Below are 22,869 nucleotides of genomic sequence, written 5' to 3' on the forward strand. Positions count from 1 at the left end.
TTGAGAAGGCGTGGACAGACTGCTGCGGGCGGCCGGACGGGCCGCCCTCGCCTTCCTCCTCGTCCTCGGGGTCGTGGCGCTGCTGCCGGCCGCCGTACGGGAGGCGGTTCCGGACGGCGTGATCGGCGGGACGGTTCTGGTGCTGGGCGGGCTGGGCGCCCGTCGGGCGGTCAGGGGGCCGCGTTAGCCTCGTAAGCCGCACGGATGCGGCGTGGATGCCACGAGTGGCGCCAGTGGGAAGTGGAAGTGGACGGAGTGGACATGGAGCGGGTACCGACCTCGATGGTGGCGGCGGCCGGACTGGTGGGCGGGTACGCGGTGGCCCGCTGGACCAAGAAGCGCCCGCTGGGCGGCGTCGTGCTGGGCGCCGCCGGGATCGCGGCGGGCCGGGAGTGGCACCGGCGCGGCGGCGCGGCGGCGGCGGCCGGGCTCGGAGCGCTGTACCTGGCCGGGTTCGCGGGGGCGCATCCGCTGGCCAAGAAGGTCGGCGCGTGGCCGGCCGTGTTCGGCGCGGCCGGGGTCGTGGCGGGGGCCGCGTGGGTCGTGGCCGACCGCCGCGGGTAGCCGGCGGCGCGGGGCCGGGACCTGCGGCCCCGTCGCGCGGAGCGGCCCGGCCGCGCCGGGTGTTCCGGGGCTCCGCCCCAGACCCGCGCCTCAAACGCCGGCGGGGCTGAAATAGCCCGGCGAAGCCGGACATGCCGGGGCCCGAAACCACCCCGGCACCGCTGAGGTGCGCCTCAACCTCCGGCGGGGCTGGGGTTCACGCCCCCAGAGCCTTCGACACGGTGTAGATCAGCAGCCCCGCCAGGGCGCCCACCACCGTGCCGTTGATGCGGATGAACTGGAGGTCGCGGCCGATGTGGGCCTCGATCTTGCGGGAGGTGTGCTCGGCGTCCCAGCTCGCCACCGTGTCGGTGATCAGCGAGGTGATCTCCGTCCGGTAGGTGGTGACGACGTACACCAGCGCCCCCTCGATCCAGCCCTCCACCTTGTCCTGGAGCCGCCCGTCCGTCGCCAGCCGCGCGCCCAGGGTCATCAGCGAGGACCGGACGCGTACCCGCAGCTGGCTCTGCTCGTCCTCCGCCGCCGCGATGATCGTCGACCGGACGGCGGCCCACGCCGAGGCGATGACGTCCTGCACCTCGCCCCGCGCCAGGATCTCGGACTTGAGCCGCTCCACCCGCTGCCGCGTCCGCGTGTCCGACTGGAGGTCGGCGGCGAAGTCCGTGAGGAACCGGTCGACCGCACCCCGCGCCGGGTGCTGCGGCATGTCCCGCATCTCCGTCACGAAGCGCAGCAGTTCCTTGTACACCCGCTCGCCCACCTTGCGGTCCACGAAGCGCGGCGTCCAGCCGGGGGCGCCGCCCTGGACCGCGTCCATGACCGAGTCGCCGTGCGTGACGAGCCAGTCGTGGGCCTTGGCGCAGATGAGGTCGACGGCACGGTGGTGGCCGCCCTCGGCGACCACCTTCTCCAGGGTCTTGCCGACCCCCGGGGCGATCTCGACGGACTCGGCCCGGCGGGTGATCGCCTCCCCCACCACGGCCTGGACGTCGGAGTCCCGCAGCACGGTCAGGGCGCCGCGCAGGGCGGTCGCCAGTTCCGCCGTGACCCGCTCGGCGTGCGCGGGGTCCGCCAGCCAGGAGCCGAGCCGTCCGCCGATGCCGAGGGCGTGCAGCCGGACCCTGACCACCTCCGGGGAGAGGAAGTTCTCGCCGACGAACTCCCCCAGCGACACGCCCAGCTGGTCCTTCTTCGTCGGGATGATCGCGGTGTGCGGGATGGGCAGCCCCAGGGGCCGCCGGAACAGGGCCGTGACCGCGAACCAGTCCGCGAGCGCGCCGACCATGCCCGCCTCGGCGGCGGCCGCGACGTAGCCGGCCCAGCCGCCCGCGCCGGTGTGCTGCGCCCACTTGGCGAGTACGTAGACCAGCGCGACCAGCGTCAGCAGCCCGGTCGCGGTGGCCTTCATCCGGCGGACGCCGTGCCGCCGTTCCTCGTCCGCCGCGCTGAACACGAAAGCGCCCCGCGCGACGGCGGCCCCGCGACCGGAACCCTCCCCGGTCGCAGCGCCCGAACCCGAGCCGGTGCCCGTCCCCGTGCGATGGTCCACGTCTTCCACGTACTCCTGCCTTCCCCCGATGGCCGGTTTTGTCTGCATAGCATCCGACTCCCGGCCGGTCCCGGGAGTTCCCGGCGCGCCAGAGGAGGTCCCGGGAACCCCCTACAGCTCCTTCCGCGGCGGCCGGCCCTCCACCTGCCTGCCCCCCTTGGAGCCCTTGGCCCCCTTCGGCTCCTTCACCCGTACCTCGACCCCGCCCATCAGGGCCAGGCCCGTCACCACCACGCGCGGGGCGCCCGGCTCCGGCGGGCACGGGCTCTCGCGCTGGTCGAACGCCCCCATGAACCCGATGCCCCGCACATCGACCTCCACGCCCGGCGGCACGGTGATCTCGATGCCGCCCATCACGGCCACGCAGTTGATCACCACCTCGGGCTCCGCGAAGTTCGCCTCGCGCAGGTCGAGCTCCCCGCCGCCCATCAGGGCGAACGCGTCGAACCGCGCCGGCACCGTCCAGCGGCCCTTGCGCTGGAACCCCGACATGACGGCGATCCCCGTCGACGAGGTGCCCCGGCCTCCGATGCGGTCCGCCCACGCCGCCCCGGAACCCGCCCGCGCCACCGCCGACACCGGCTGCGCCGGCGCCGCCGAGGCCACCGGCGCCGCCGCCCCCGGCGCGGGCAGGTCGCGGGTCAGCGGATCCAGTTCGGCGTACGTACGCGACTTGTACGCCGCGTCCAGCCGCTCCTCGAACTCCTCCATGTCGAGCCGGCCCTCGGCGACGGCGTCCCGCAGCCGCTCCACCACCCGCTCCCGGTCGGCGTCCGAGGCCCTGAGCTGCGGCAGCGCGGCCTCCGGCAGCGAGGGAGCCGAAGTCCCCGGCACCGCCTTCCCCATGACCGGCTTCTCCGGCAGCGATCCCTCCGTCAACGGCTTCTCCGGCCGCTCGTCATTCATGGGACCAGCCTATGTACTGAGCCCCGGCAGGGGTACGGACCGGCCCCGTACCGGACCCCGGGACCGACCCTGATTTCCCCCTACCCCCGCCCCGCGTACATCCGCGCGATGACCTCCTCGATGTCCGGCTCCCGCACCGAGAGGTCCAACAGCGGGTACCCCGCCGCCACCGCCGCCACCAGCGGCGCCGCCGACGCCTTGGCCGGGAACGCCAGCCACTGCCGCGCCCCCTCCACCCGGACCACCCGCGCCCCCGCCACCTCCAGCGGCGGAAGCTCCCGCTCCAGGTCCACCACCAGCGTCCGCTCGCTCTCCCCCGCCGCCCCCGACGCGTGCAGCCCGCCCAGCGGCCCGTCGTACATCAGGCGCCCGTGGTCGATCACCATCACCCGCTCGCACAACTGCTCGATGTCCTGCAGGTCGTGCGTCGTCAGCAGCACCGTCGTCCCGAGCTCCGCGTTCAGCTGCCGCAGGAAGCCCCGCACCTTCGCCTTGCTCACCACGTCGAGCCCGATCGTCGGCTCGTCCAGGTACAGCACGTCCGGATCGTGCAGCAGCGCCGCCGCGATGTCCCCGCGCATCCGCTGCCCCAGCGACAACTGCCGTACCGGCACGTCCAGCAGCTCCCCCAGGTCCAGCCGGTCCACACAGCGCTCCAGGTTCGCCCGGTACCTCGCCTCCGGGATCCGGTACATCCGCCGCATCAGCCCGTAGGAGTCCTTCAGCGGCAGGTCCCACCACAAAGTCGTGCGCTGCCCGAACACCACCCCCATCCGGTGCGCCAGCCTCATCCGCTCCCGGGCCGGGTCGATGCCCGCCACGCGCAGCCGGCCGCCACTCGGCGTGAGGATCCCCGTCAGCATCTTGATGGTGGTGGACTTCCCCGCACCGTTCGGCCCGATGTAGCCGACCATCTCCCCCCGTCCGACGCTGAAACTGATCCCGTCCACGGCCCTGACCAGCCGTTTCTCCCGCCGCACCAGGCCCACCCGGCGCCGCACGGCGAAGACCTTCTCGACCCCGTCCAACTCGATCAGTACGTCTTCCATGCCCTGTCCTCAGCTCCCCGTGCTCCGGTACGAACGAAGTCCCGCCCGCCACGCCAGCGACGCGGGCACGAACACCGCGAAGGCGACGAGCGGACTCAGGTACGCGACCCAGCCCGGCAGCCCCAGCGGATCGGGCCGCCCCAGCACGTACAGCGCGGGCAGCCAGTTGACGAAGGCCAGCGGGACGACGAAGGTCACCCCGCGCAGCAGCTCCTTGGTGAACACCGTCGGCGGGTACTGGAGCATCGTGCAGCCGCCGTAGGTGAACGAGTTGACCACCTCCGCCGCGTCCCCCGCCGCGAACTGGAACGCCGCACCGGCCACCATCACCGCCGCGAAGATCGCCGTACCCGCCAGCACCATCACCGGCACCAGCAGCACCTTCCCGGCCGTCCAGTCCACGTCGAGCACCACGAGCGCCCACACCAGCACCCCGGACCCCTGCCCGACCCGCCCGAGCCGGCGCAGCGCGAACCGGTCCGCCGCGACCTGCGCGAGCACCGGGACCGGACGCACCAGCATGGTGTCGAGCGAACCGTCGCGGATCCGGGCACCGATCCGGTCGGTGTTGCCGAGCAGCAGGCCGGCCAGGCCCAGCGAGGTGGAGCAGGACCCGTACAGCAGGCCGATCTCCGCAAGGGAGAACCCGCCGAGGGCGTCCACGTGCGTGAACATGATGTAGATCGCGGCGAAGTCCAGGACCGTGATCGCCGCGTTCCCGAAGGTCGACAGGAGGAAGGACGTCCGGTAGGTCATGGTCGACCGGACCCACATCGCGACGATCAGCCCGTAGCCGCGCAGCCCCTCCAGCGCGCGGTGGCGCCGCGGCTCGCGCTCCCGCACCGCGCCGGCCGGCCGCTCGTGCCCGAGCGTCGCCTCAGCCACCCTGGACCACCGCCTTGCGCGTCGCCGCCGACTGCACCAGCCGGCCGGCCCCCAGCAGCGCCAGCGCCCAGCCGGCCTGGAACGCGAACGCCCTCACCGCCCCGCCGGCGCCCGCCCCCTTGCCCAGCAGGACGTCCATCGGCACCTGGAGCATCGCCGCCCACGGCAGCATGCGGACCGCCTCGCCGAACCCGCCGGGGAAGACGGTCAACGGCAGCAGCATCCCGGAGCAGAAGACCGACACCACGCTGGCCACCATGTTGACCCCGGCGCCGTCCATCAGCCAGAACGCCGCCAGCCCCAGCAGGAAGCGCACCGCGAAACTCACCACCAGACCGAGCAGCACGGCCGGCAGGAACAGCAGCCAGCGCACCGGATCGGCCGGCAGCGCCAACGGGAAGGCCAGCGCCCCCACCAGGATCGGCACCAGCCCGCGCCCCAGCAGCTGGAACCCCGCCCGGCCCAGGTCGGCCGCGAGCCACCACAGCTGGAGGTCGGCCGGCCGGTACAGGTCGACGGCGACATCGCCCGTACGGATGCGCTCCTGGAGCTCCTCCTGGAACCCGCCGCCCAGCAGCGCGGCAGCGGCGAGCAGCGACTGACTGACCCAGATGAAGGCCAGCGCCTGCCCCTGGTCGTAGCCGCCGAGCCCGGGCCGCTCGTCCCACAGCGCGATGAAGGTGTACGCGAGGACGAAGCCGAACACGGTGTTGGTGAACACACCGGCCGCCGTCGCCGTCCCGTAGGTGGCGTACCGCCGGAACCCGCCGACCGCGACGGCCGCGTAGAGCCGTACCCGGTGGACCGCTCGCCGCCCCGCCCTCCGACGGGCGTCCCCCTCCGCGTCCCGGCCCCCGCCGTCGTCCCCGCCGTCATCCGCTTCCGGCTCCACTTGCTGGCGCACCGTATCCCTCCCCTTCCCAGGTCGTTCCTACGTCGGCCAAAGCGCGCGAGCTTAGTGCGGAGGGGCGAGCCACGCGACGGATTTAAGCCCGTCCGAAGCACGCACATCGGCTATCGGGTAGACACCATCGGTACAGATGTGGACATGCCGTACACCGTCGAGGAGCCCCGGAGATGAACGACCAGTCACCGCCCCCGGGCTGGCCCCCTCGCGACCCCGACACCCAGCAGCACGCACCGGCGCAAACGCCCCCGCCGGCCCCCACCGGGCGGCCCCGGAAGCGCACCGGGTGGCGCCGCGCCCTCCCCACCTGGCGCATGCTCCTCGGCAGCATCCTGCTCATCGCCCTGCTGATCGGCGGCGCCCTGACCGCCGGCTACCTCCTGGTCGACATCCCGCCCGCCAACGCCACCGCCACCGCCCAGTCCAACCTCTACCTCTACGCCGACGGCTCCCAACTCGCCCGCGACGGCGAGGTCAACCGCGTCAACGTCGACCTCTCCCAGGTCCCCCGGACGGTCCAGGAGACCGTACTGGCGGCAGAGGACCGGGACTTCTACTCCGAACGGGCGGTGGACCCCAAGGCGATGCTGCGCGCCGCGTGGAACACGCTCGCCGGCAAGGGCACCCAGTCGGGCTCGACCATCACCCAGCAGTACGTCAAGAACTACTACCTGGGCCAGGAACAGACCGTCGAGCGCAAGGCCAAGGAGTTCTTCATCGCGATCAAACTCGGCCGGGAGAAGTCGAAGGACTACATCCTGGAGGGCTACCTGAACACGAGCTACTTCGGCCGCAACGCCTACGGCATCCAGGCCGCCGCCCAGGCCTACTACGGCAAGGACGTCGGAAACCTCACCACCACCGAGGGCGCCTACCTCGCCACCCTCCTCAACTCCCCCAGCGCCTTCGACGTCGTCGCCCACCCCCAGAGCCGCGACCGCGCGCTCGCCCGCTGGAACTACGTACTCGACGGCATGGTCAAGAAGAACTGGATGACCGCCGCCGAACGCGCCGCCGCCCGCTTCCCCGAACCCGGCAAGGTCCGCCCCGCCGCCGGCCTCTCCGGACAGCGCGGCTACCTCGTCGAAGCCATCAAGGACTACATCGTCGAGCGCAAGATCGTCGACGACAAGACCCTCTCCGAAGGCGGCTACCGCATCACCACCACCATCGACAAACGCCGCCAGAACGCCATCGTCGCCGCCGCGGACAAACAGCTCATCAGCAAGCTCGACCCGCAGACCCGCAAGGCCGACCGGGTGGTCCGGGCCGGCGGCGTCTCCATCGACCCCACCACCGGCAAGGTCGTCGCCATGTACGGAGGCGTCGACTACACCAAGCAGTACGTCAACAACGCCACCCGGCACGACTACCAAGTGGCCTCCACCTTCAAACCGTTCGTCTTCGCCGCCGCCGTCGACAACGACGCCCGCACCCAGGACGGCCGCCGCATCACCCCCAACACCCTCTACAACGGCGACAACAAGCGCCGCGTCGTCGGCACCCGGATCCCCTACGCGCCCGAGAACGAAGGCCAGCAGTCCTACGGGGACATCACCGTCAACACCGCCACCGACCTGTCCGTCAACACCGTGTTCGCCCAGATGGTCGTCGACGTCGGCACCGACAAGGTCAAACGGACCGCCATCGCCCTCGGCATCCCCGACAACACCCCCAACTTCGACGCCGGCCCGGCCATGGCGCTCGGCACCCTCCAGGCCAGCGTGCTCGACATGGGCCAGGCCTACGCGACCCTCGCCGACCACGGCCGATACACCCCGTACACCCTCGTGGAGAACATCGGCAAGGGCGACGAGAGCGTCCGACTGCCCGACCGCACCCCGCGCCAGGCCGTCAGCCGCGAGGCCGCCGACACCACCACCTCCATGCTGGTCAGCGTCGTGGACAACGGCACCGGCACCGCCGCCCTGGCGGCCGGCCGCCCGGCCGCCGGAAAGACCGGGACCGCGGAACTCGACCGCTCCGCCTGGTTCGCCGCGTACACCCCCGACCTGGTGACGGTGATCTCCGTGATGGGCCAGGACCCGGACACCGGCGCCCTGGAACCCCTCTACGGGGCACTGGGCGAAGACCGCCTCGGGGGCGGCGGGTACCCCGCCCGGATCTGGGCCCAGTACACGAAGACGGCCCTGGCGGGCAGCGACCCGCTCGACTTCGACCTCGAAGTGCAGCAGGGCGCCGCCCCCTCCCCGCCGCCCTTCACCCCCAACACCCCGGAGCAGTCCCCCGGCACCGCCCCGCTCCCGCCCGTCCCGCCCAGCCGGCCGGGCCGCCCGCACCGCCCCGCACGACCGACCGGCGGCCAGGACCAGGACGGACAGAGCGACGGCGGACAGCCGACGGAGGGCCGCAACACCGGCGGACGGACGAACGGCGGCCAGAGCGACGCCGGAACCGGCACCGGATCAACCACGGGAACCGGCGCCGGTGCCACCACGGGCGGAATCCCGACCGGCGGCCTCACCGCCGGGGTCCTGGGCGGGGCCGACGGAACCCGCCGCTCCCGCCCCCCGTCACAATTCGTCGAATAGCCGCATCAGTGACCGGAGGTGGCCTTCAGCCCCACCACCGCGACCAGCAGCAGACAGATGAAGAAGATCCGGGAGGCCGTCACGGGCTCCCCCAGCACCGCCATACCGAGCACCGCCGCACCGGCGGCGCCGATACCCACCCACACGCCGTAGGCCGTCCCGATGGGCAGCGTCTTCGCCGCGTACGACAGCAACGCCATGCTCGCGACGATGCCGGCGCCCGTGAACACACTGGGCCAGAGCCGCGTGAAACCATCAGTGAACTTCATACCGATCGACCAGCCGACTTCGATCAGACCGGCGACAATGAGCAGAACCCAGGCCATGACAGGCACCTCCGGGACGAGACGGAACGGGGGTGCGTCGTCTTTGCGTCCAGCAACCCGGTACGGCGCGTCTCGTCGGGGGTTCCCCACCACCGTAGCAAAAGGCACGCAAAAGGGCCGGTGACCCCGGTCACCGGCCCCTTCCGCGCTCGAATCAGAGGTACAGCCCGGTCGAATCCTTCGACCCCTCCAGCCGCTCCGCGGCCACCGCGTGCAGGTCCCGCTCGCGCATCAGCACGTACGTCGCCCCGCCCACCTCGACCTCCGCCCGGTCCTCCGGGTCGTACAGCACCCGGTCGCCCGGCTCCACGCTGCGCACGTTCTGCCCGACCGCGACCACCTCCGCCCAGGCCAGCCGCTTGCCGACGGCGGCCGTCGCCGGAATCAGGATGCCGCCGCCCGAGCGGCGCTCGCCCTCCGGCAGATCGGAACGTACGAGCACACGGTCGTGCAGCATGCGGATGGGCAGCTTGTCGTGGGTGGTGGTGTTGTCGCTCACGACCCGAACCTACCCGCCCCCGCCGGGCCGGCACCCCGCAGGGTCACCGCCGACACCCCGCCGACACCCGCGGACCTCATCCGCGCTTGCGGCGCGCCGTCAGCACGAGGAGCCCGACCAGCCCCGCCGCGGCCGCCACGACCGGCACGATCCGCTCGAGGCGCGGCGACCCGTCCTCCCGGCGCAGCCCGCCCTTCACGTCGGTGACCAACCGGTTCACGGCCACGACGGCGCGGCCGACGGTGTGGTCCACCTTGGAGGCGACCTTGGCCTTCGCATCCCCGACGATCGTCGACGGGTGCACGCGCACACCGATCTCGTCGAGCGTCTCGGCGAGCTGCTCACGGCGGCGGACGATGTCCGCCTCGATCTGTGCGGGGGTCCTGGCTTCCGGCACCGCGCTGCCTCCGTCGTCGTCGTGGTCGGTCGTGGTGGCCAAAGGGGCGTGGGCCACCGTGGACAGTCTGTCAGCTTAGTCTCGGACCGTACCGATCCCCTCCCGAGGAGACTGCTGACATGAGCGAGCGACTTGAGCCGGGCGACACCGCCCCCGCCTTCACCCTGCCCGACGCGGACGGCAACGAGGTCTCGCTGGCCGCCCACAAGGGCCGCAAGGTGATCGTGTACTTCTACCCGGCCGCCCTGACGCCGGGCTGCACCAAGCAGGCGTGCGACTTCACGGACAACCTGGCGGTGTTGGCCCAGGCGGGTTACGACGTGATCGGCGTGTCGCCGGACAAGCCGGAGAAGCTGGCGAAGTTCCGCGAGCAGGAGCACTTGAAGGTGACCCTGGTCGGCGACCCCTCCAAGGAGGTCCTGACGGCGTACGGCGCGTTCGGCGAGAAGAAGCTGTACGGCAAGACGGTCACCGGCGTCATCCGCTCGACGGTGATCGTGGACGAGGAGGGCAAGGTCGAACGCGCCCTCTACAACGTGAAGGCGACGGGCCACGTAGCCAAGATCATCAAGGACCTCGGCATCTGATCCGCGCGCTTCCCCCGCCGACGAGCGACCCGCACCCGACCAGTGCGGGCCACTCCGCTCACCGGACGAAATCCCCCGTGACCGTCCGACTGACTACCCGTTACTCCGTACGAGGACCGCACGTGCGGCCGGAAGCCGGAGGGAACGAGGATGCCGATCAGCCCGTACACGAGGGAACGCCTGGCGGAAGCGGCGGCGGGGGCGCGGACACTGTCGGAGGCGCTGGTGAGACTGGGGGTGGACCCGAAGGGGCCGTCAAGGCGGTACCTGCACGACCGCATGCGGAAGCTGGGCGTGGACGTCTCCCGCTTCGAGCGGGACGAAGCATTCAAGTGGACGAGGGAGATCCTTGCCGAGGCGGTCGCCGCTTCGACCACCATGTGCGGCGTGCTCAGGCACCTCGGGCTGGAAGTCGTGGGCGGGCACCACACCTTCATCAGTCGGCGCGTGAAGGCGTTCGGCATAGACACCTCCCATTTCACGCTGCCCTCCCGGGCAGGACGCGCAAAACGACGCCGGACGCCGGAAAAGGTCCTCGTCAGGCAGGACGAGACCGATGCCCGCCGGGTGCCCAGCAACCGGCTCAAGCACGCACTCGCCGCACTCGGCGTTCCCGAGCAGTGCGCCCTGTGCGGCATCGAGCCCACGTGGCAGGGATATCCCCTGCCACTGGAGGTCGACCACATCGACGGTGACTGGCGCAACAACCGGGCGGACAACCTGCGCTTCCTCTGCCCGAACTGCCACTCCACGACGGACACCTACCGCGGTCGCGGCAAGGGCCGCCGATGACCGCGAGCGCTCGCTACACCCGCGAGCTCCTGACCGAGGCCGCCGCACGGTGCAAGAGCATCGAGGAAGTCGTCGCCCGCTACGGCATCAGGCCCCACCCAGGGCTGGGGCACTACCTCATGCGACGCTTCTCCGCCTACGGCATCGACGTCTCCCATTTCCAACGGCGCGCCTACGTCCGCCACGTGAAGCCGGATGACGCCGTCCTGCGCGACGCGGTCGCCGCATCGCGGTCGTTGGCGGAGACGCTGAGGCGCCTGAACCGTCCAGCGGGCTTCGGGTGGAGGGCTTCGCTGAAGACGTGGATCCTTGAAGCGGGACTGGACACGTCCCACTTCCTGGGGCAGGCACACCAACGCGGCAAGCCCGGAACCATCGCCGCCCGGCCCGCCGAGCAGATACTCGTTCGCCACGACGGGAAGCGCCGCACCGGGACGAAGCTCCTCCGCCGTGCACTTCGCGAGATCGGCGTTCCTGATGAATGCGCGCGGTGCGGCACGTCACCCGAGTGGCTGGGCCGCCCCATGACGCTGGAAGTCGACCACATCAACGGCGACTGGAGCGACGACCGGCGCGAGAACCTGCGGCTGCTGTGCCCCAACTGCCATGCGATCACCAGCACCTGGTGCCGCGGCGGAAAACGGTCGACCGCGATCCCCCCTCAGAGGACGGAGGGCACCCAGTAGAGTGGGGGAAGCCCCCGCGCCCGTACTCCAATTGGCCAGAGAGAATGGCTTTAGGTGCCATGTGTTGTCGGTTCGAGTCCGACCGGGCGTACCGGTGAAAGAGGCCCGCTTCCTTCGATTCGAAGGAAGCGGGCTTTTTCATCGCCTCAGGCCGTCAGGGCGCGGATGAAGGGGACCAGGGCGCGGAAGGCCTGGCCGCGGTGGGAGATGGCGTTCTTCTCCGCCGGGGTGAGCTCCGCGCAGGTGCGGGTGTCGCCCTCCGGCTGGAGGACCGGGTCGTAGCCGAAGCCGCCCGTGCCCGCCGGGGCGTGGCGCAGGGTGCCGCGGAGGCGGCCTTCGACGACGCGTTCGGTGCCGTCCGGGAGGGCGAGGGCGGCGGCGCAGGCGAAGTGGGCGCCGCGGTGGGGGTCGCCGATGTCGGAGAGCTGGGCCAGCAGGAGGTCCAGGTTGGCCTTGTCGTCGCCGTGGGTGCCGGCCCAGCGGGCGGAGAAGATGCCGGGGGCGCCGTTCAGGACGTCGACGCACAGGCCGGAGTCGTCGGCGATGGCGGGCAGGCCGGTGGCGCGGGCCAGGGCGTGGGCCTTGAGGAGGGCGTTCTCGGCGAAGGTGACGCCGGTTTCCTTGACGTCCGGGATCTCGGGGTACGCGTCCGCGCCGACCAGTTCGTGCGGCAGGCCGGCGTCGGACAGGATGGCGCGGAGTTCGGTGACTTTGCCCGCATTGCGGGTGGCGAGGATCAGGCGGGTCATGGCGTCCAGTATCGAGCAGTGACCCGCCGGGCCGTGCGCCGGTGTGCGTCAGCCGGGGGTGCAGACCTTGGAGATCTCCTTCGCGGCGTTGCCGACCGGGGTGATGTCCGGGGTGGTGTTGCCGTTGTCGATCGAGGTGCGGACGTTGGTGACGGCCGTCTTCATGGAGTCGATGGCCTTGCTCAGGTCGGCGTTGTCCGTCTGGTCGCCGATCTTCTTGAGGCTCGTCTCGATCTGGTTGAGGGCGTTCTGGGCGTCCTGCGGACTGTTGCCGGCCTGGGAGACGGCCTGCTGGAGGTCGTTGGCCCCGTCGGTTATGGCGACGGCGGTGTTGGCGCAGTCCATCGCCGTGGAGAGCGTGTCGCAGGCGGAGAGCGCCGGGACGGCCAGGGCGGCGGCGAGTACGACGGCGGCGACGCGGTGGTGGCGGTAGGGCTTCATTCGGTTTCCCCCTGGGGCTCGGTGCAAGGCGCGGTGCGGCGACGTGCGTACGCGGGCTCGGTTTCCGGCTCGGTATGCGGGCTCGGGTGCCGGTGTCCGGTGCCTGTGCGCGGGTACGTGGACGGGCGCACGGCTTTGACACCGTGCGCCCGTACCGGCGTAGACGCCGGGGCCGGCCCGGCGGTTGCCGGCTGCGGCCGGCTATGACGCGGCGAGGTCCAGGGCGCTGAGCTGGAGGGCCTGGAGGTCGGCGCAGCCGCCGGCGGCGAGGTCGAGCAGGGCGTTGAGTTCCTTGCGGTCGAAGGGCTCGCCTTCGGCGGTGCCCTGGACCTCGACGAAGCGGCCGTCGCCGGTGCAGACGACGTTCATGTCGGTCTCGGCGCGGACGTCTTCCTCGTAGCAGAGGTCGAGGAGGGGTTCGCCGTCGACGATGCCGACGCTGACGGCGGCGACGGTCCCGGTGAGGGGCTTGCGGCCGGCCTTGATCAGCTTCTTCCGCTGGCCCCAGGCGACGGCGTCGGCGAGGGCGACGTAGGCGCCGGTGATGGCGGCGGTGCGGGTGCCGCCGTCGGCCTGGAGGACGTCGCAGTCCAGGACGATGGTGTTCTCGCCGAGGGCCTTGTAGTCGATGACGGCGCGCAGGGAGCGGCCGATGAGGCGGGAGATCTCGTGGGTGCGGCCGCCGATCTTGCCGCGGACGGATTCGCGGTCGCCGCGGGTGTTGGTGGAGCGGGGCAGCATCGAGTATTCGGAGGTGACCCAGCCTTCGCCGCTGCCCTTGCGCCAGCGCGGGACGCCTTCGCTGAAGGAGGCGGTGCAGAAGACCTTGGTGTCTCCGAAGGAGATGAGGACGGAGCCCTCGGCGTGCTTGCTCCATCCGCGTTCGATGGTGACCGGGCGGAGCTGTTCGGGCGTGCGGCCGTCGATGCGAGACATGTTGCCGAGCCTAGTCGGTGTGCGGGTACGGGAAGACCCCGTCCGGGTGGTTCGGGGACGGGGTCTGCCGTGCTGCCGTGGGTGGGGCGGGTGAGCCGGTGGGCTCAGCTCACATCATGTCTTCGATGTCGGCGGCGATGGGGTCGGCGTCGGTGCCGATGACGACCTGGATCGCGGTGCCCATCTTGACGACGCCGTGGGCGCCGGCGGCCTTGAGTGCGGCTTCGTCGACCTTGGTGGGGTCGATCACTTCGGTGCGCAGGCGGGTGATGCAGCCTTCGACTTCTTCGATGTTTTCGATACCGCCGAGCCCGGCGACGATCTTCTCAGCCTTGGTGGCCATGTGTGTCTCCCTGCGTATGACGAAGAACGAGTCTCGGCGGCCGGATGCCTGGTCGGCCCACCCGGAGGTCCGCTTTGTCACGGTAGCTCACGGTTGGCCCATCTATGCGAGCGCGGGCCCGGCACCTGCCGAATGATAACGATCAGCACCCACCCGCCCTGTGGGCCGGTGCATGTGACCGTGTGACAAGTGGTCTACACCAGTGTGCCGTACGTGCCGCACCTGCCAAAACGGGCCGGTCAGGGAGGACGCCGATGAGCGCGAACAGCGCCGCAGCCAGGCCGCGGCCGAAGTGGTGGAACGGCTTGCTCCAAGGGCTCCAGAAGATGGGCCGCAGTCTCCAGCTGCCGATCGCCGTCCTGCCCGCCGCCGGCATCCTCACCCGGCTCGGCCAGCCCGACGTCTTCGGTACGGAGGGGCTGGACTGGGCGGACGTCGCCAAGGTCATGGCGGGCGCCGGCGGCGCGCTGCTGGATCCGGACCTGGGTCTGCCCCTGCTGTTCTGCGTGGGCGTGGCGATCGGCATGGCCAAGAAGGCGGACGGTTCGACCGCGCTGGCGGCGGTGGCGGGGTTCCTCGTCTACCGGGGGGTGATGCACGCCTTTCCGAAGCCATGTCCGCCGGGGACGAGGGACATCGGGGGCGGCTGCCTGACGTCGACGGACACGTTCGCCGGGTACACGTACCAGAATCCGGGGGTGTTCGGCGGCATCGTCATGGGGCTGCTGGCGGCCTGGTTCTGGCAGCGCTTCCACCGGGTGAAGCTGGTGGACTGGCTCGGTTTCTTCAACGGCCGCCGCCTCGTCCCGATCGTCATGTCGTTCGTCGCGATCGCGTTCGCGGGGCTGTGCCTGTGGATCTGGCCGCCCATCGGTGACGCGCTGGAGAGCTTCTCGGACTGGCTGGTGGGCCTGGGGTCGTGGGGTGCGGGCATCTTCGGCGTCGCGAACCGCGCGCTGCTGGTGATCGGCCTGCACCAGTTCCTGAACGTGCCGGTGTGGTTCCAGTTCGGCAGCTACACCAAGCCGGACGGGGTGGTCGTGCACGGCGACATCAACATGTTCCTCGCGGGTGACCCGCAGGCCGGCCAGTTCCTCTCGGGCTTCTTCCCGATCATGATGTTCGCGCTGCCGGCGGCGGCGCTGGCGATCACGCACACCGCGAAGCCGCAGCGCCGCAAGGAGGTGGGGGGTCTGATGCTGTCGGTGGCGCTGACGTCGTTCGTCACCGGGATCACGGAGCCGCTGGAGTACTCGTTCCTGTTCGTGGCGCCGGCCTTGTACGTGATCCACGCGTTGCTGACGGGTGTGTCGATGGCGGTGACGTGGGCGCTGGGGGTCCACGACGGGTTCAGCTTCTCGGCGGGTCTGATCGACTACGTCATCAACTGGGGGCTGGCCACCAAGCCGTGGCTGATCATCCCGATCGGGCTGTGCTTCGCCGTCGTCTACTACGCGGTCTTCCGCTTCGCGATCACGAAGTTCCGCCTCGCGACGCCGGGCCGGGAGTCGGACGAGGAGATCGCGGCGATGCAGGCGGACGTCACCAAGGCCTGAGGCCTGCTCCGCCGCCTCCGTTTGCACGGTCGAAAGGCCCTCGGATCCCTGGATCCGGGGGCTTTTCGCTGCCCGCGGGGAGGGTGGGTCCTACAACAAAAAATTGAAGGTTCCTTATCTAACCCTGACCGTGTTACAACTGGTCTACACCATGCATTGGTGTAGACCACGACCGCTTCCCCCCGGCGGCGTGTGCCCCCTTTTCGAGACGTCGCCGTCCCCCTTGGTTCCACCCCTGGCGGCGCCTTGCTCCCCGGAGGAAGTTATGAGTACGGCTACTGAAGCCGCGGCGCCGCCCGCCAAGAAGCGGGGCGCCGGCCTGATCCAGGGTCTGCAGAAGGTCGGCCGCAGCCTCCAGCTGCCCATCGCCGTCCTGCCCGCGGCCGGCATCCTGCTGCGCCTCGGCCAGCCCGACGTCTTCGGCAAGGACGGCCTCGGCTGGGGCAAGGTCGCCACGGTGTTCGCCACCGCCGGTGACGCCGTCTTCGCCAACCTGCCGCTGCTCTTCTGCATCGGTGTCGCCATCGGCTTCGCCAAGAAGGCCGACGGCTCCACCGCGCTCGCCGCGCTGGTCGGCTTCCTGGTCTACAAGAACGTCCTCACCGCGTTCCCGGTGCACGAGGCGATCATCAACACCACCGAGAACAAGGGTGTCGACATCCCGGCGGTGTACAACAACCCGGGCGTCCTCGGCGGCATCGTCATGGGTCTGCTGGCCGCCGTCCTGTGGCAGCGCTACCACCGCACGAAGCTGGTGGACTGGCTCGGGTTCTTCAACGGCCGCCGCCTCGTCCCGGTCATCATGGCGTTCGTCGGCGTTGTCGCCGGTGTCTTCTTCGGCCTGGTCTGGGAGCCGATCGGCGAGGTCATATCCAATTTCGGCGAGTGGATGACCGGCCTGGGCGCCGGTGGCGCCGGCCTCTTCGGCCTCATCAACCGCGGCCTGATCCCGATCGGCATGCACCAGTTCGTCAACACCGTCGCCTGGTTCCAGATCGGTGACTTCACCAACGCCGCCGGCGAGGTCGTCCACGGCGACCTGAACCGGTTCTTCGCCGGTGACCCGGACGCCGGCCTCTTCATGACCGGGTTCTTCCCCATCATGATGTTCGGCCTGCCGGCCGCGGCCCTGGCCATCGCGCACTGCGCCCGTCCGGAGCGCCGCAAGGCCGTCACCGGCATGATGGTCTCGCTCGCCCTCACCTCGTTCGTCACGGGTGTCACCGAGCCCATCGAGTTCTCGTTCATGTTCATCGCGCCGCTGCTGTACGCGATCCACGCCGTCCTGACCGCCGTCTCCATGGCGATCACCTGGGCGCTCGGCATCCACGCGGGCTTCACCTTCTCGGCCGGTCTGATCGACCTCGGCCTGGGCTGGAGCAAGGCGACCAACCCGCTGTACATCATCCCGGTGGGACTGGTCTTCGCGGCGGTCTACTACTTCGTCTTCCGCTTCGCGATCACGAAGTTCAACCTCCCCACGCCGGGCCGCGAGTCCGACGAGGAGATCGCCGAGATGGAGAAGGCCGAGGCCAAGTAGGCCCGACGCCCTCAGGCACGAAGGAGCCCCCGCTCTCCCCGAAGGGAGGGCGGGGGCTCCTTCGTGTGCCCGTCGGGCCGTCAGACCTCGTAGACGGCGCCCGGCGCCGCCAGGTCGATCCGGCCGCCGTAGACCGCGCGGGCGTCGGCGAGGTTGCGGGCGGCGTCCGTCCACGGCGGGACGTGGGTCAGGACCAGCCGGCCGACGCCTCCGGCAGCCGCGTACCGGCCCGCCTCGTGGCCGTTGAGGTGGAGGTCGGGGATGTCCTCCTTGCCGTGCGTGAAGGACGCCTCGCACAGGAACAGGTCGGCGCCGTCGGCCAGCGCCGCAAGCTCCGGGCAGACCCCGGTGTCCCCGGAGTAGGTGAGCGAGCGGCCGCCGTGCTCGACGCGGATGGCGTACGACTCGACGGGGTGGCACACCCGCTCGGTACGGACCTGGAACGGGCCGATCTCGAAGGCGCCGGACTTCAGGGTCCGGAAGTCGAAGACCTCGCTCATCGAGCGGGCGTCGGGGACGTCGTCGTAGGCCGTCGTCAGCCGCTGCTCGGTGCCCTCGGGACCGTAGACGGGGATGGTGCCGCAGCGGCCGCCCTCGTGCCGGTAGTAGCGGGCCACGAAGTACGCGCACATGTCGATGCAGTGGTCGGCGTGCAGGTGGCTCAGGAAGATCGCGTCGAGGTCGTAGAGGCCGATGTGGCGCTGGAGCGCGCCGAGGGCGCCGTTGCCCATGTCGAGGAGCAGCCGGAAGCCGTCGGCCTCGACGAGGTAGCTCGAACATGCCGAATCGGCGGACGGGAACGATCCCGCGCAGCCGACGACGGTGAGCTTCATGGAGCGTGAACCTCCGTGGACGGTCCGTGGACGGAATGCGGGCCGAGCGTGCGTCGAGCGTAAGGCGCGAAACCTCCGGTCGCTCCTCCGCGGCGGGCCGTTGTGGGGGGAATCACCTGTGCTGTCACCCGGGGGAGCGACGGGGGGTACGGGCGTTGCCGTGCCGGGGGCCGGGGCCGCGGCTACCTTCGGGTTATGGACACGTCATGGTGGCCCGCCGCGGGGGCGGTGGTCGCCGTCGTGCTGCTGTTGCTGTGGCCCCGCCGGGCGGGAGGGAGCGCGGCGCGGCCGCGCGGGCCGGGTTCCCGGGCCGGGGTGCGGCCGGGCGAGTTGTGGCGTCTGGCGGACGGGCGGCCGTGTCTGGTGCTGGCGGCGGGGGTGCGGGGGAGGGTGCGCGTCGCGTGGATCACCGGGAAGTACGACGACCGGCGCGCGGGGGTGATCCCGTTGCCGCCGGGGGTCGCCGGGCTGCCGGGGCGGACGGGCTACCTGGAGGCGGACCGGCCGGCGGAGGTGTCGCCGGCCGAGTTCGACAGGCGGCTGGGCATGCTGGACCCGACGGTGTGGGACGAGGTCAGCGGGCTGGGCGGAGGCCACGGGTGAGCGAGCGGTGATCAGGGTGCGGCGGGTCTACGATCCCCCGGAGCCGGGGCCGGACGGCGACGGGGTACGGGTCCTCGTGGACCGGCTCTGGCCGCGCGGACTGGCGAAGGCGCGGGCTGCGGTGGACGAGTGGCCGAAGGCGGTGACGCCGTCGGCGGAGTTGCGGACGTGGTTCCACGGGGGCGGGGGGCCGGCGCGGGAGTTCCGGGCCCGGTACGAGGCGGAGCTGGCGGCGCCGGAGGCGGTGGCGGAGCTGGACCGGCTGCGGGCGCTGGCTGCGGCGGGGCCGGTGACGTTGCTGACGGCGGTCAGGGACCCGGGGGACAGCCACGCGGCGGTGCTGGCGGAGCTGCTGGCGCGCTGAGCGGACCGGTCTCCGGGGAGGTGCGGCGGGCCGGGGCGGCCGGACGGCCCCGGGCGCGCGGGGCGGGGCGGGCTGCCGCTGCGCGGGACTCTCCCCCACGCCGCCCCTTCCCGGAACCGGGCTCCGCCCGGACCCTCCCCCCAGACTCCGTCCGGGGGACCCCCACTCAAACGCCGGCGGGGCTGGATCGGGCCGGCCCGGCTCCGCGCGGAGCCGCGCCACAAACGCCGGCGGGGCCGGCCGGGCCGGGGCCGGGCCCTACGCCCAGAGCTGGCCCTGGAGGACCTCGATGGCCTCTTCCGTCGTCGCCGCCGTGTAGACGCCCGTCGAGAGGTACTTCCAGCCGCCGTCGGCCACGACGAACACGATGTCCGCCTGTTCGCCCGCCGCCACGGCCTTGCGGCCGACCCCGATCGCCGCGTGCAGGGCCGCGCCGGTGGAGACGCCCGCGAAGATGCCCTCCTCGCGCAGCAGTTCCCGGGTCCGGGTGACCGCGTCCGCCGAGCCCACCGAGAAGCGGGTCGTGAGCACCGACGCGTCGTACAGCTCCGGGACGAACCCCTCGTCCAGGTTGCGCAGGCCGTAGACGAGGTCGTCGTAGCGCGGTTCGGCGGCGACGATCTTGACGCCGGGCACGTGCTCGCGCAGGTAGCGGCCGACCCCCATCAGCGTGCCGGTGGTGCCCAGGCCCGCCACGAAGTGGGTGACGGACGGCAGGTCGCGCAGGATCTCCGGACCGGTGGTGGCGTAGTGCGCGCCCGCGTTGTCCGGGTTCCCGTACTGGTAGAGCATCACCCAGTCGGGGTGCTCGGCGGCGAGCTCCTTGGCCACCCGGACCGCGGTGTTCGAGCCCCCCGCCGCCGGGGACGGGATGATCTCGGCTCCCCACATCGTCAGCAGGTCACGGCGCTCCTGGCTGGTGTTCTCCGGCATCACGCACACGATCCGGTAGCCCTTGAGCTTCGCGGCCATCGCGAGCGAGATGCCCGTGTTGCCGGAGGTGGGCTCCAGGATGGTGCAGCCGGGGAACAGCCGGCCGTCCTTCTCCGCCTGTTCGACCATGTGGAGCGCGGGGCGGTCCTTGATCGAGCCGGTGGGGTTGCGGTCCTCGAGCTTCGCCCAGATCCGCACGTCGTCGGAGGGCGAGAGCCGGGGCAGCCTGACGAGCGGCGTGTTGCCGACCGCCGCGAGGGGGGAGTCGTAGCGCATTACTTCGATCCGCCGGCCACGGCCGGGAGGATGGTGACGCTGTCGCCGTCCTTGAGCGGGGTGGAGATGCCGTCCAGGAAGCGGACGTCCTCGTCGTTGAGGTAGACGTTGACGAAGCGGCGCAGCTGGCCGCCGGTCGCCTGGTCGATGAGTCGCTCCTCGATGCCCTTGTGCCGGGTTTCCAGGTCCGCGAACAGGTCGGCCAGGGTGCTGCCTTCGCCCGTGACGGCCTTCTCGCCGTCGGTGTAGGTGCGGAGGATGGTGGGGATGCGGACCTCGATGGCCATGGCGGGCTCCAGTGTCGTCAAGTCGTCAAAGCGTGAAGGGGCGTGCGGGGGGCGGGAACGGCGCGTGTGGCCCCCGCGCGGCGGGGCCGTGTGCTCGTGAAGTGCTCAGGCAGCAGGACAGATGGCGCTTGCGAGGCGGCACAGGTCGACGTGCAGCCGCGCCACGAGCAGCAGCGGCCTGCCGGGCGTCTCATTGCTCACGTCGTGGGAAACCATGCGGTCATGTTAACGATTCCCGGTCCCCCGTTTGGAGTGTGATCCCGCATCGTGGACCAGTCGCGCTCACATACTGGTCAGTAGGCCTCGACGACCTGCACTTCTTCCTCGGTGATGACTCCGTCGACGATGCGGTACGAGCGGAACTGGAACTCTCCGAGGCCGTCATGGTCGGCCGTCGAGACGAGTACGTAGTGCGCTCCGGGCTCGTTCGCGTAGGTGACGTCGGTGCGCGAGGGGTAGGCCTCGGTGGCGGTGTGCGAGTGGTAGACGATGACGGGTTCCTCGTCCCGGTCGTCCAGCTCGCGGTAGAGCTTGAGCAGGTCCTTGGAGTCGAACTCGTAGAACGTGGGCGAGCGGGCCGCGTTGAGCATCGGGATGAACCGCTCGGGACGGTCGGCGCCGGCCGGGCCGGCCACGACCCCGCAGGCCTCGTCGGGGTGGTCCTTGCGGGCGTGTTCCACGATCTGGTCGTACAGGGCCTGGGTGAGGGTCAGCATGAGCGACAGGATAAACAGACGGGCCCTCCCGTACCGAGGACTGGTACGGGAGGGCCCGCATGCTGGACGGACGGCGCGCTTCCCGGCCGCGGCGGACGGCCGGGACCCGCGGTCCGCGGGGTGCTACTGGGCCTTGGTGAAGGCCGCGCCGCGGGGGTCGCGGTTCTTCATGACCAGGTAGGAGACACCGAGGATCACACCCCACAGCGGGGCGCAGTACAGCGAGACCCGGGCGTCCTTGTCGGCGCCCATCATCACGATGACCATGCCGATGAACAGGAGCGCGAACCAGCTGGTGTACGGGGCTCCGGGTGCCCGGAACGGGGACTTCGGCAGGTCGCCGCGGTCGGCGGCGGCCCGGTAGCGGATCTGGCAGACCAGGATCATGATCCAGGCCCACATGCCGGAGATGGTGGCGAAGGAGACGACGTAGTCGAAGGCCTTGCCGGGGGCGACGTAGTTGATCCAGACGCCCACGAGCATCAGGGCGGCGGAGAAGGTGGTGCCGACGAGCGGGGTGCCGCTCTTGGTCAGCTTGGTGAAGACCTTCGGGCCCTGGCCGTTGAGCGCGAGGTCGCGCAGCATGCGGCCGGTGGAGTACATGCCCGAGTTGCAGGAGGACAGGGCGGCGGTGAGCACCACGAAGTTGACGATGGCGGCGCCGACGCCCAGGCCCATCTTCTCGAAGGCGGCCACGAAGGGGCTGACTCCGGGCTGGAACTCGTGCCACGGGACGACCGAAAGGATCATGATCAGCGCGCCGACGTAGAAGACGGCGATCCGCCACGGCACGGTGTTGATGGCCTTGGGCAGGGTCTTCTCGGGGTCCTTCGACTCGCCGGCGGTGACGCCGACCAGCTCGACCGCGAGGAAGGCGAACATGACGATCTGGAGGGTCATCAGCGTGCCGCCGATGCCCTTGGGGAAGAAGCCGCCGTCGTTCCACAGGTTGGCGACGGTCGCGGTGTCGGCGGCGTCGGAGAACCCGATGGTGAGGATGCCGGCGCAGATCAGGATCATGCCGACGATGGCGGTGACCTTGACCATGGAGAACCAGAACTCCAGCTCGCCGAAGAGCTTCACGGAGATCAGGTTGGCGGCGTAGAGGACGACCGTGAAGATCAGCGCGTACGCCCACTGCGGGAAGCTGTCGTGGGTCCAGTACGACATGTACTGCGCTGCGGCGGTGACCTCGGTGATGCCGGTGACCACCCAGAACAGCCAGTACGTCCAGCCGGTCACGTAACCCCAGAAGGGGCCCAGGAACTCGCGGGCGTAGTCCGAGAAGGAGCCGGAGACCGGGCGGTACATGAGCAGCTCGCCCAGGGCCCGCATGATGAAGAAGATGACCAGGCCCGCGATGGCGTAGGCCAGGATCAGGCTGGGGCCGGCCTTCGAGATGGCCTTGCCCGCGCCGAGGAACAGGCCGGTGCCGATGGCGCCGCCGATCGCGATCATCTGGATCTGGCGGGCTCCGAGTGCGCGGTGGTATCCCTCCCCGCCACCCTCGGGCCCGGCACCCTCGCCGGGCTTCTTGTCGTGCTGCTCGACCTGCACAGAGGTCATGTCTGGTGCGCCTTTCTCCACGCCGAC

At 71.0% G+C, this 22,869-nt stretch carries 28 protein-coding genes, 1 tRNA gene and 1 riboswitch; of the genes, 11 read left to right on the top strand and 18 right to left on the bottom strand.

Annotated features, from left to right (window positions below; genetic code table 11):
* Positions 1 to 10: 10 nt before the first annotated feature.
* Both ACWGH1_RS16925 and ACWGH1_RS16930 read left to right on the top strand, forming a co-directional pair.
* Positions 11 to 187: a hypothetical protein gene (locus ACWGH1_RS16925; RefSeq protein WP_453408774.1), complete on the top strand. Its 177-nt coding sequence runs from the start codon at positions 11 to 13 to the stop codon at positions 185 to 187.
* A gap of 74 nt (positions 188 to 261) precedes the next feature.
* Positions 262 to 564 (top strand): hypothetical protein, encoded by a 303-nt coding sequence (locus ACWGH1_RS16930; protein ID WP_453408775.1) that lies wholly within the window; start codon positions 262 to 264, stop codon positions 562 to 564.
* 196 nt (positions 565 to 760) lie between these two features.
* Here ACWGH1_RS16930 and ACWGH1_RS16935 read toward each other — a convergent pair whose 3' ends face one another.
* From ACWGH1_RS16935 to ACWGH1_RS16955, 5 genes are all read right to left on the bottom strand, one after another.
* A complete protein-coding gene (locus ACWGH1_RS16935) occupies positions 761 to 2,122 on the bottom strand; it encodes a DUF445 domain-containing protein (protein ID WP_453352487.1) in 1,362 nt (453 codons plus the stop codon).
* A 102-nt stretch (positions 2,123 to 2,224) separates the two neighbouring features.
* Positions 2,225 to 3,019: a DUF1707 SHOCT-like domain-containing protein gene (locus tag ACWGH1_RS16940; protein ID WP_453352473.1), complete on the bottom strand. Its 795-nt coding sequence runs from the start codon at positions 3,017 to 3,019 to the stop codon at positions 2,225 to 2,227.
* An 80-nt stretch (positions 3,020 to 3,099) separates the two neighbouring features.
* A complete protein-coding gene (locus ACWGH1_RS16945; protein ID WP_453352474.1) occupies positions 3,100 to 4,068 on the bottom strand; it encodes an ABC transporter ATP-binding protein in 969 nt (322 codons plus the stop codon).
* Between the two features lie 9 nt (positions 4,069 to 4,077).
* Entirely contained in the window at positions 4,078 to 4,842 is a 765-nt protein-coding gene (locus ACWGH1_RS16950) for an ABC transporter permease (RefSeq protein ID WP_453352488.1), read from the bottom strand.
* A gap of 103 nt (positions 4,843 to 4,945) precedes the next feature.
* Complete coding sequence (locus ACWGH1_RS16955; RefSeq protein WP_453352475.1) at positions 4,946 to 5,857, bottom strand: ABC transporter permease; 912 nt, start codon at positions 5,855 to 5,857, stop codon at positions 4,946 to 4,948.
* Positions 5,858 to 6,030: 173 nt separating this feature from the next.
* Between ACWGH1_RS16955 and ACWGH1_RS16960 the strand changes: the two genes are divergently transcribed.
* Positions 6,031 to 8,412 carry a transglycosylase domain-containing protein gene (locus ACWGH1_RS16960; RefSeq protein ID WP_453352476.1) on the top strand — a complete coding sequence of 794 codons (2,382 nt, stop codon included), beginning with the start codon at positions 6,031 to 6,033 and terminating at the stop codon, positions 8,410 to 8,412.
* A 5-nt stretch (positions 8,413 to 8,417) separates the two neighbouring features.
* On the opposite strand, the gene ACWGH1_RS16965 is transcribed toward ACWGH1_RS16960, so the two are convergent.
* The 3 genes from ACWGH1_RS16965 to ACWGH1_RS16975 form a co-directional block, all read right to left on the bottom strand.
* Entirely contained in the window at positions 8,418 to 8,738 is a 321-nt protein-coding gene (locus tag ACWGH1_RS16965) for a DMT family transporter (RefSeq protein WP_453352477.1), read from the bottom strand.
* A 31-nt stretch (positions 8,739 to 8,769) separates the two neighbouring features.
* A riboswitch (guanidine-III (ykkC-III) riboswitch) is annotated at positions 8,770 to 8,834 on the bottom strand.
* A gap of 58 nt (positions 8,835 to 8,892) precedes the next feature.
* The gene (locus ACWGH1_RS16970; RefSeq protein ID WP_453352478.1) at positions 8,893 to 9,237 is read right to left on the bottom strand and encodes a GroES family chaperonin; all 345 of its coding nucleotides are present in this window, start codon (positions 9,235 to 9,237) and stop codon (positions 8,893 to 8,895) included.
* A 76-nt stretch (positions 9,238 to 9,313) separates the two neighbouring features.
* Entirely contained in the window at positions 9,314 to 9,634 is a 321-nt protein-coding gene (locus tag ACWGH1_RS16975) for a DUF3618 domain-containing protein (protein ID WP_453352489.1), read from the bottom strand.
* A gap of 119 nt (positions 9,635 to 9,753) precedes the next feature.
* Here ACWGH1_RS16975 and bcp point away from each other — a divergent pair, with 119 nt between their 5' ends.
* From bcp to ACWGH1_RS16995, 4 genes are all read left to right on the top strand, one after another.
* A complete protein-coding gene (bcp, locus tag ACWGH1_RS16980) occupies positions 9,754 to 10,221 on the top strand; it encodes a thioredoxin-dependent thiol peroxidase (RefSeq protein WP_453352479.1) in 468 nt (155 codons plus the stop codon).
* A gap of 150 nt (positions 10,222 to 10,371) precedes the next feature.
* Positions 10,372 to 11,013, top strand: a complete 642-nt coding sequence (locus ACWGH1_RS16985; RefSeq protein ID WP_453352480.1) for an HNH endonuclease signature motif containing protein — start codon at positions 10,372 to 10,374, stop codon at positions 11,011 to 11,013.
* The gene (locus ACWGH1_RS16990; RefSeq protein ID WP_453352481.1) at positions 11,010 to 11,699 is read left to right on the top strand and encodes an HNH endonuclease signature motif containing protein; all 690 of its coding nucleotides are present in this window, start codon (positions 11,010 to 11,012) and stop codon (positions 11,697 to 11,699) included. Before ACWGH1_RS16985 ends, ACWGH1_RS16990 begins: the two co-directional genes overlap by 4 nt.
* Before the next feature lie 16 nt (positions 11,700 to 11,715).
* Positions 11,716 to 11,790, top strand: a tRNA-Leu gene (locus tag ACWGH1_RS16995).
* 55 nt (positions 11,791 to 11,845) lie between these two features.
* Here ACWGH1_RS16995 and rdgB read toward each other — a convergent pair.
* From rdgB to ACWGH1_RS17015, 4 genes are all read right to left on the bottom strand, one after another.
* Positions 11,846 to 12,448 carry an RdgB/HAM1 family non-canonical purine NTP pyrophosphatase gene (gene rdgB, locus ACWGH1_RS17000; RefSeq protein ID WP_453352482.1) on the bottom strand — a complete coding sequence of 201 codons (603 nt, stop codon included), beginning with the start codon at positions 12,446 to 12,448 and terminating at the stop codon, positions 11,846 to 11,848.
* Between the two features lie 48 nt (positions 12,449 to 12,496).
* Positions 12,497 to 12,889, bottom strand: a complete 393-nt coding sequence (locus ACWGH1_RS17005) for a hypothetical protein (RefSeq protein WP_453352483.1) — start codon at positions 12,887 to 12,889, stop codon at positions 12,497 to 12,499.
* Between the two features lie 201 nt (positions 12,890 to 13,090).
* Complete coding sequence (rph, locus tag ACWGH1_RS17010) at positions 13,091 to 13,825, bottom strand: ribonuclease PH (protein ID WP_453352484.1); 735 nt, start codon at positions 13,823 to 13,825, stop codon at positions 13,091 to 13,093.
* Between the two features lie 109 nt (positions 13,826 to 13,934).
* Positions 13,935 to 14,168, bottom strand: a complete 234-nt coding sequence (locus tag ACWGH1_RS17015) for a glucose PTS transporter subunit EIIB (RefSeq protein ID WP_136214402.1) — start codon at positions 14,166 to 14,168, stop codon at positions 13,935 to 13,937.
* Between the two features lie 254 nt (positions 14,169 to 14,422).
* Here ACWGH1_RS17015 and ACWGH1_RS17020 point away from each other — a divergent pair, with 254 nt between their 5' ends.
* Together ACWGH1_RS17020 and ACWGH1_RS17025 are read left to right on the top strand one after the other, a co-directional pair.
* Positions 14,423 to 15,724, top strand: coding sequence for a PTS transporter subunit EIIC (locus ACWGH1_RS17020; protein ID WP_453352485.1), 1,302 nt, complete (start codon positions 14,423 to 14,425; stop codon positions 15,722 to 15,724).
* Between the two features lie 265 nt (positions 15,725 to 15,989).
* Positions 15,990 to 17,264 (top strand): PTS transporter subunit EIIC, encoded by a 1,275-nt coding sequence (locus tag ACWGH1_RS17025; protein WP_453352486.1) that lies wholly within the window; start codon positions 15,990 to 15,992, stop codon positions 17,262 to 17,264.
* Positions 17,265 to 17,344: 80 nt separating this feature from the next.
* Here ACWGH1_RS17025 and ACWGH1_RS17030 read toward each other — a convergent pair whose 3' ends face one another.
* Positions 17,345 to 18,097 (bottom strand): MBL fold metallo-hydrolase, encoded by a 753-nt coding sequence (locus ACWGH1_RS17030; protein WP_453408776.1) that lies wholly within the window; start codon positions 18,095 to 18,097, stop codon positions 17,345 to 17,347.
* Positions 18,098 to 18,292: 195 nt separating this feature from the next.
* On the opposite strand from ACWGH1_RS17030, the gene ACWGH1_RS17035 reads away from it, so the two are divergent.
* The gene (locus ACWGH1_RS17035) at positions 18,293 to 18,700 is read left to right on the top strand and encodes a hypothetical protein (protein ID WP_453356575.1); all 408 of its coding nucleotides are present in this window, start codon (positions 18,293 to 18,295) and stop codon (positions 18,698 to 18,700) included.
* Between the two features lie 7 nt (positions 18,701 to 18,707).
* Complete coding sequence (locus ACWGH1_RS17040) at positions 18,708 to 19,064, top strand: DUF488 domain-containing protein (RefSeq protein WP_453356576.1); 357 nt, start codon at positions 18,708 to 18,710, stop codon at positions 19,062 to 19,064.
* A 258-nt stretch (positions 19,065 to 19,322) separates the two neighbouring features.
* Here the strand turns inward: ACWGH1_RS17040 and ACWGH1_RS17045 are convergent, their stop codons facing one another.
* From ACWGH1_RS17045 to ACWGH1_RS17065, 5 genes are all read right to left on the bottom strand, one after another.
* Complete coding sequence (locus ACWGH1_RS17045) at positions 19,323 to 20,273, bottom strand: PLP-dependent cysteine synthase family protein (RefSeq protein ID WP_136214408.1); 951 nt, start codon at positions 20,271 to 20,273, stop codon at positions 19,323 to 19,325.
* Complete coding sequence (locus ACWGH1_RS17050) at positions 20,273 to 20,560, bottom strand: MoaD/ThiS family protein (protein ID WP_453356578.1); 288 nt, start codon at positions 20,558 to 20,560, stop codon at positions 20,273 to 20,275. The genes ACWGH1_RS17045 and ACWGH1_RS17050 overlap by 1 nt, the downstream gene beginning before the upstream one ends.
* A gap of 105 nt (positions 20,561 to 20,665) precedes the next feature.
* A complete protein-coding gene (locus tag ACWGH1_RS17055) occupies positions 20,666 to 20,776 on the bottom strand; it encodes a putative leader peptide (protein WP_329195557.1) in 111 nt (36 codons plus the stop codon).
* A 77-nt stretch (positions 20,777 to 20,853) separates the two neighbouring features.
* Positions 20,854 to 21,276 carry a Mov34/MPN/PAD-1 family protein gene (locus tag ACWGH1_RS17060; RefSeq protein WP_453356577.1) on the bottom strand — a complete coding sequence of 141 codons (423 nt, stop codon included), beginning with the start codon at positions 21,274 to 21,276 and terminating at the stop codon, positions 20,854 to 20,856.
* A gap of 123 nt (positions 21,277 to 21,399) precedes the next feature.
* Complete coding sequence (locus ACWGH1_RS17065) at positions 21,400 to 22,842, bottom strand: amino acid permease (protein ID WP_453356134.1); 1,443 nt, start codon at positions 22,840 to 22,842, stop codon at positions 21,400 to 21,402.
* Positions 22,843 to 22,869 lie beyond the last annotated feature (27 nt).

Source organism: Streptomyces sp. NPDC054883 (assembly GCF_053610645.1).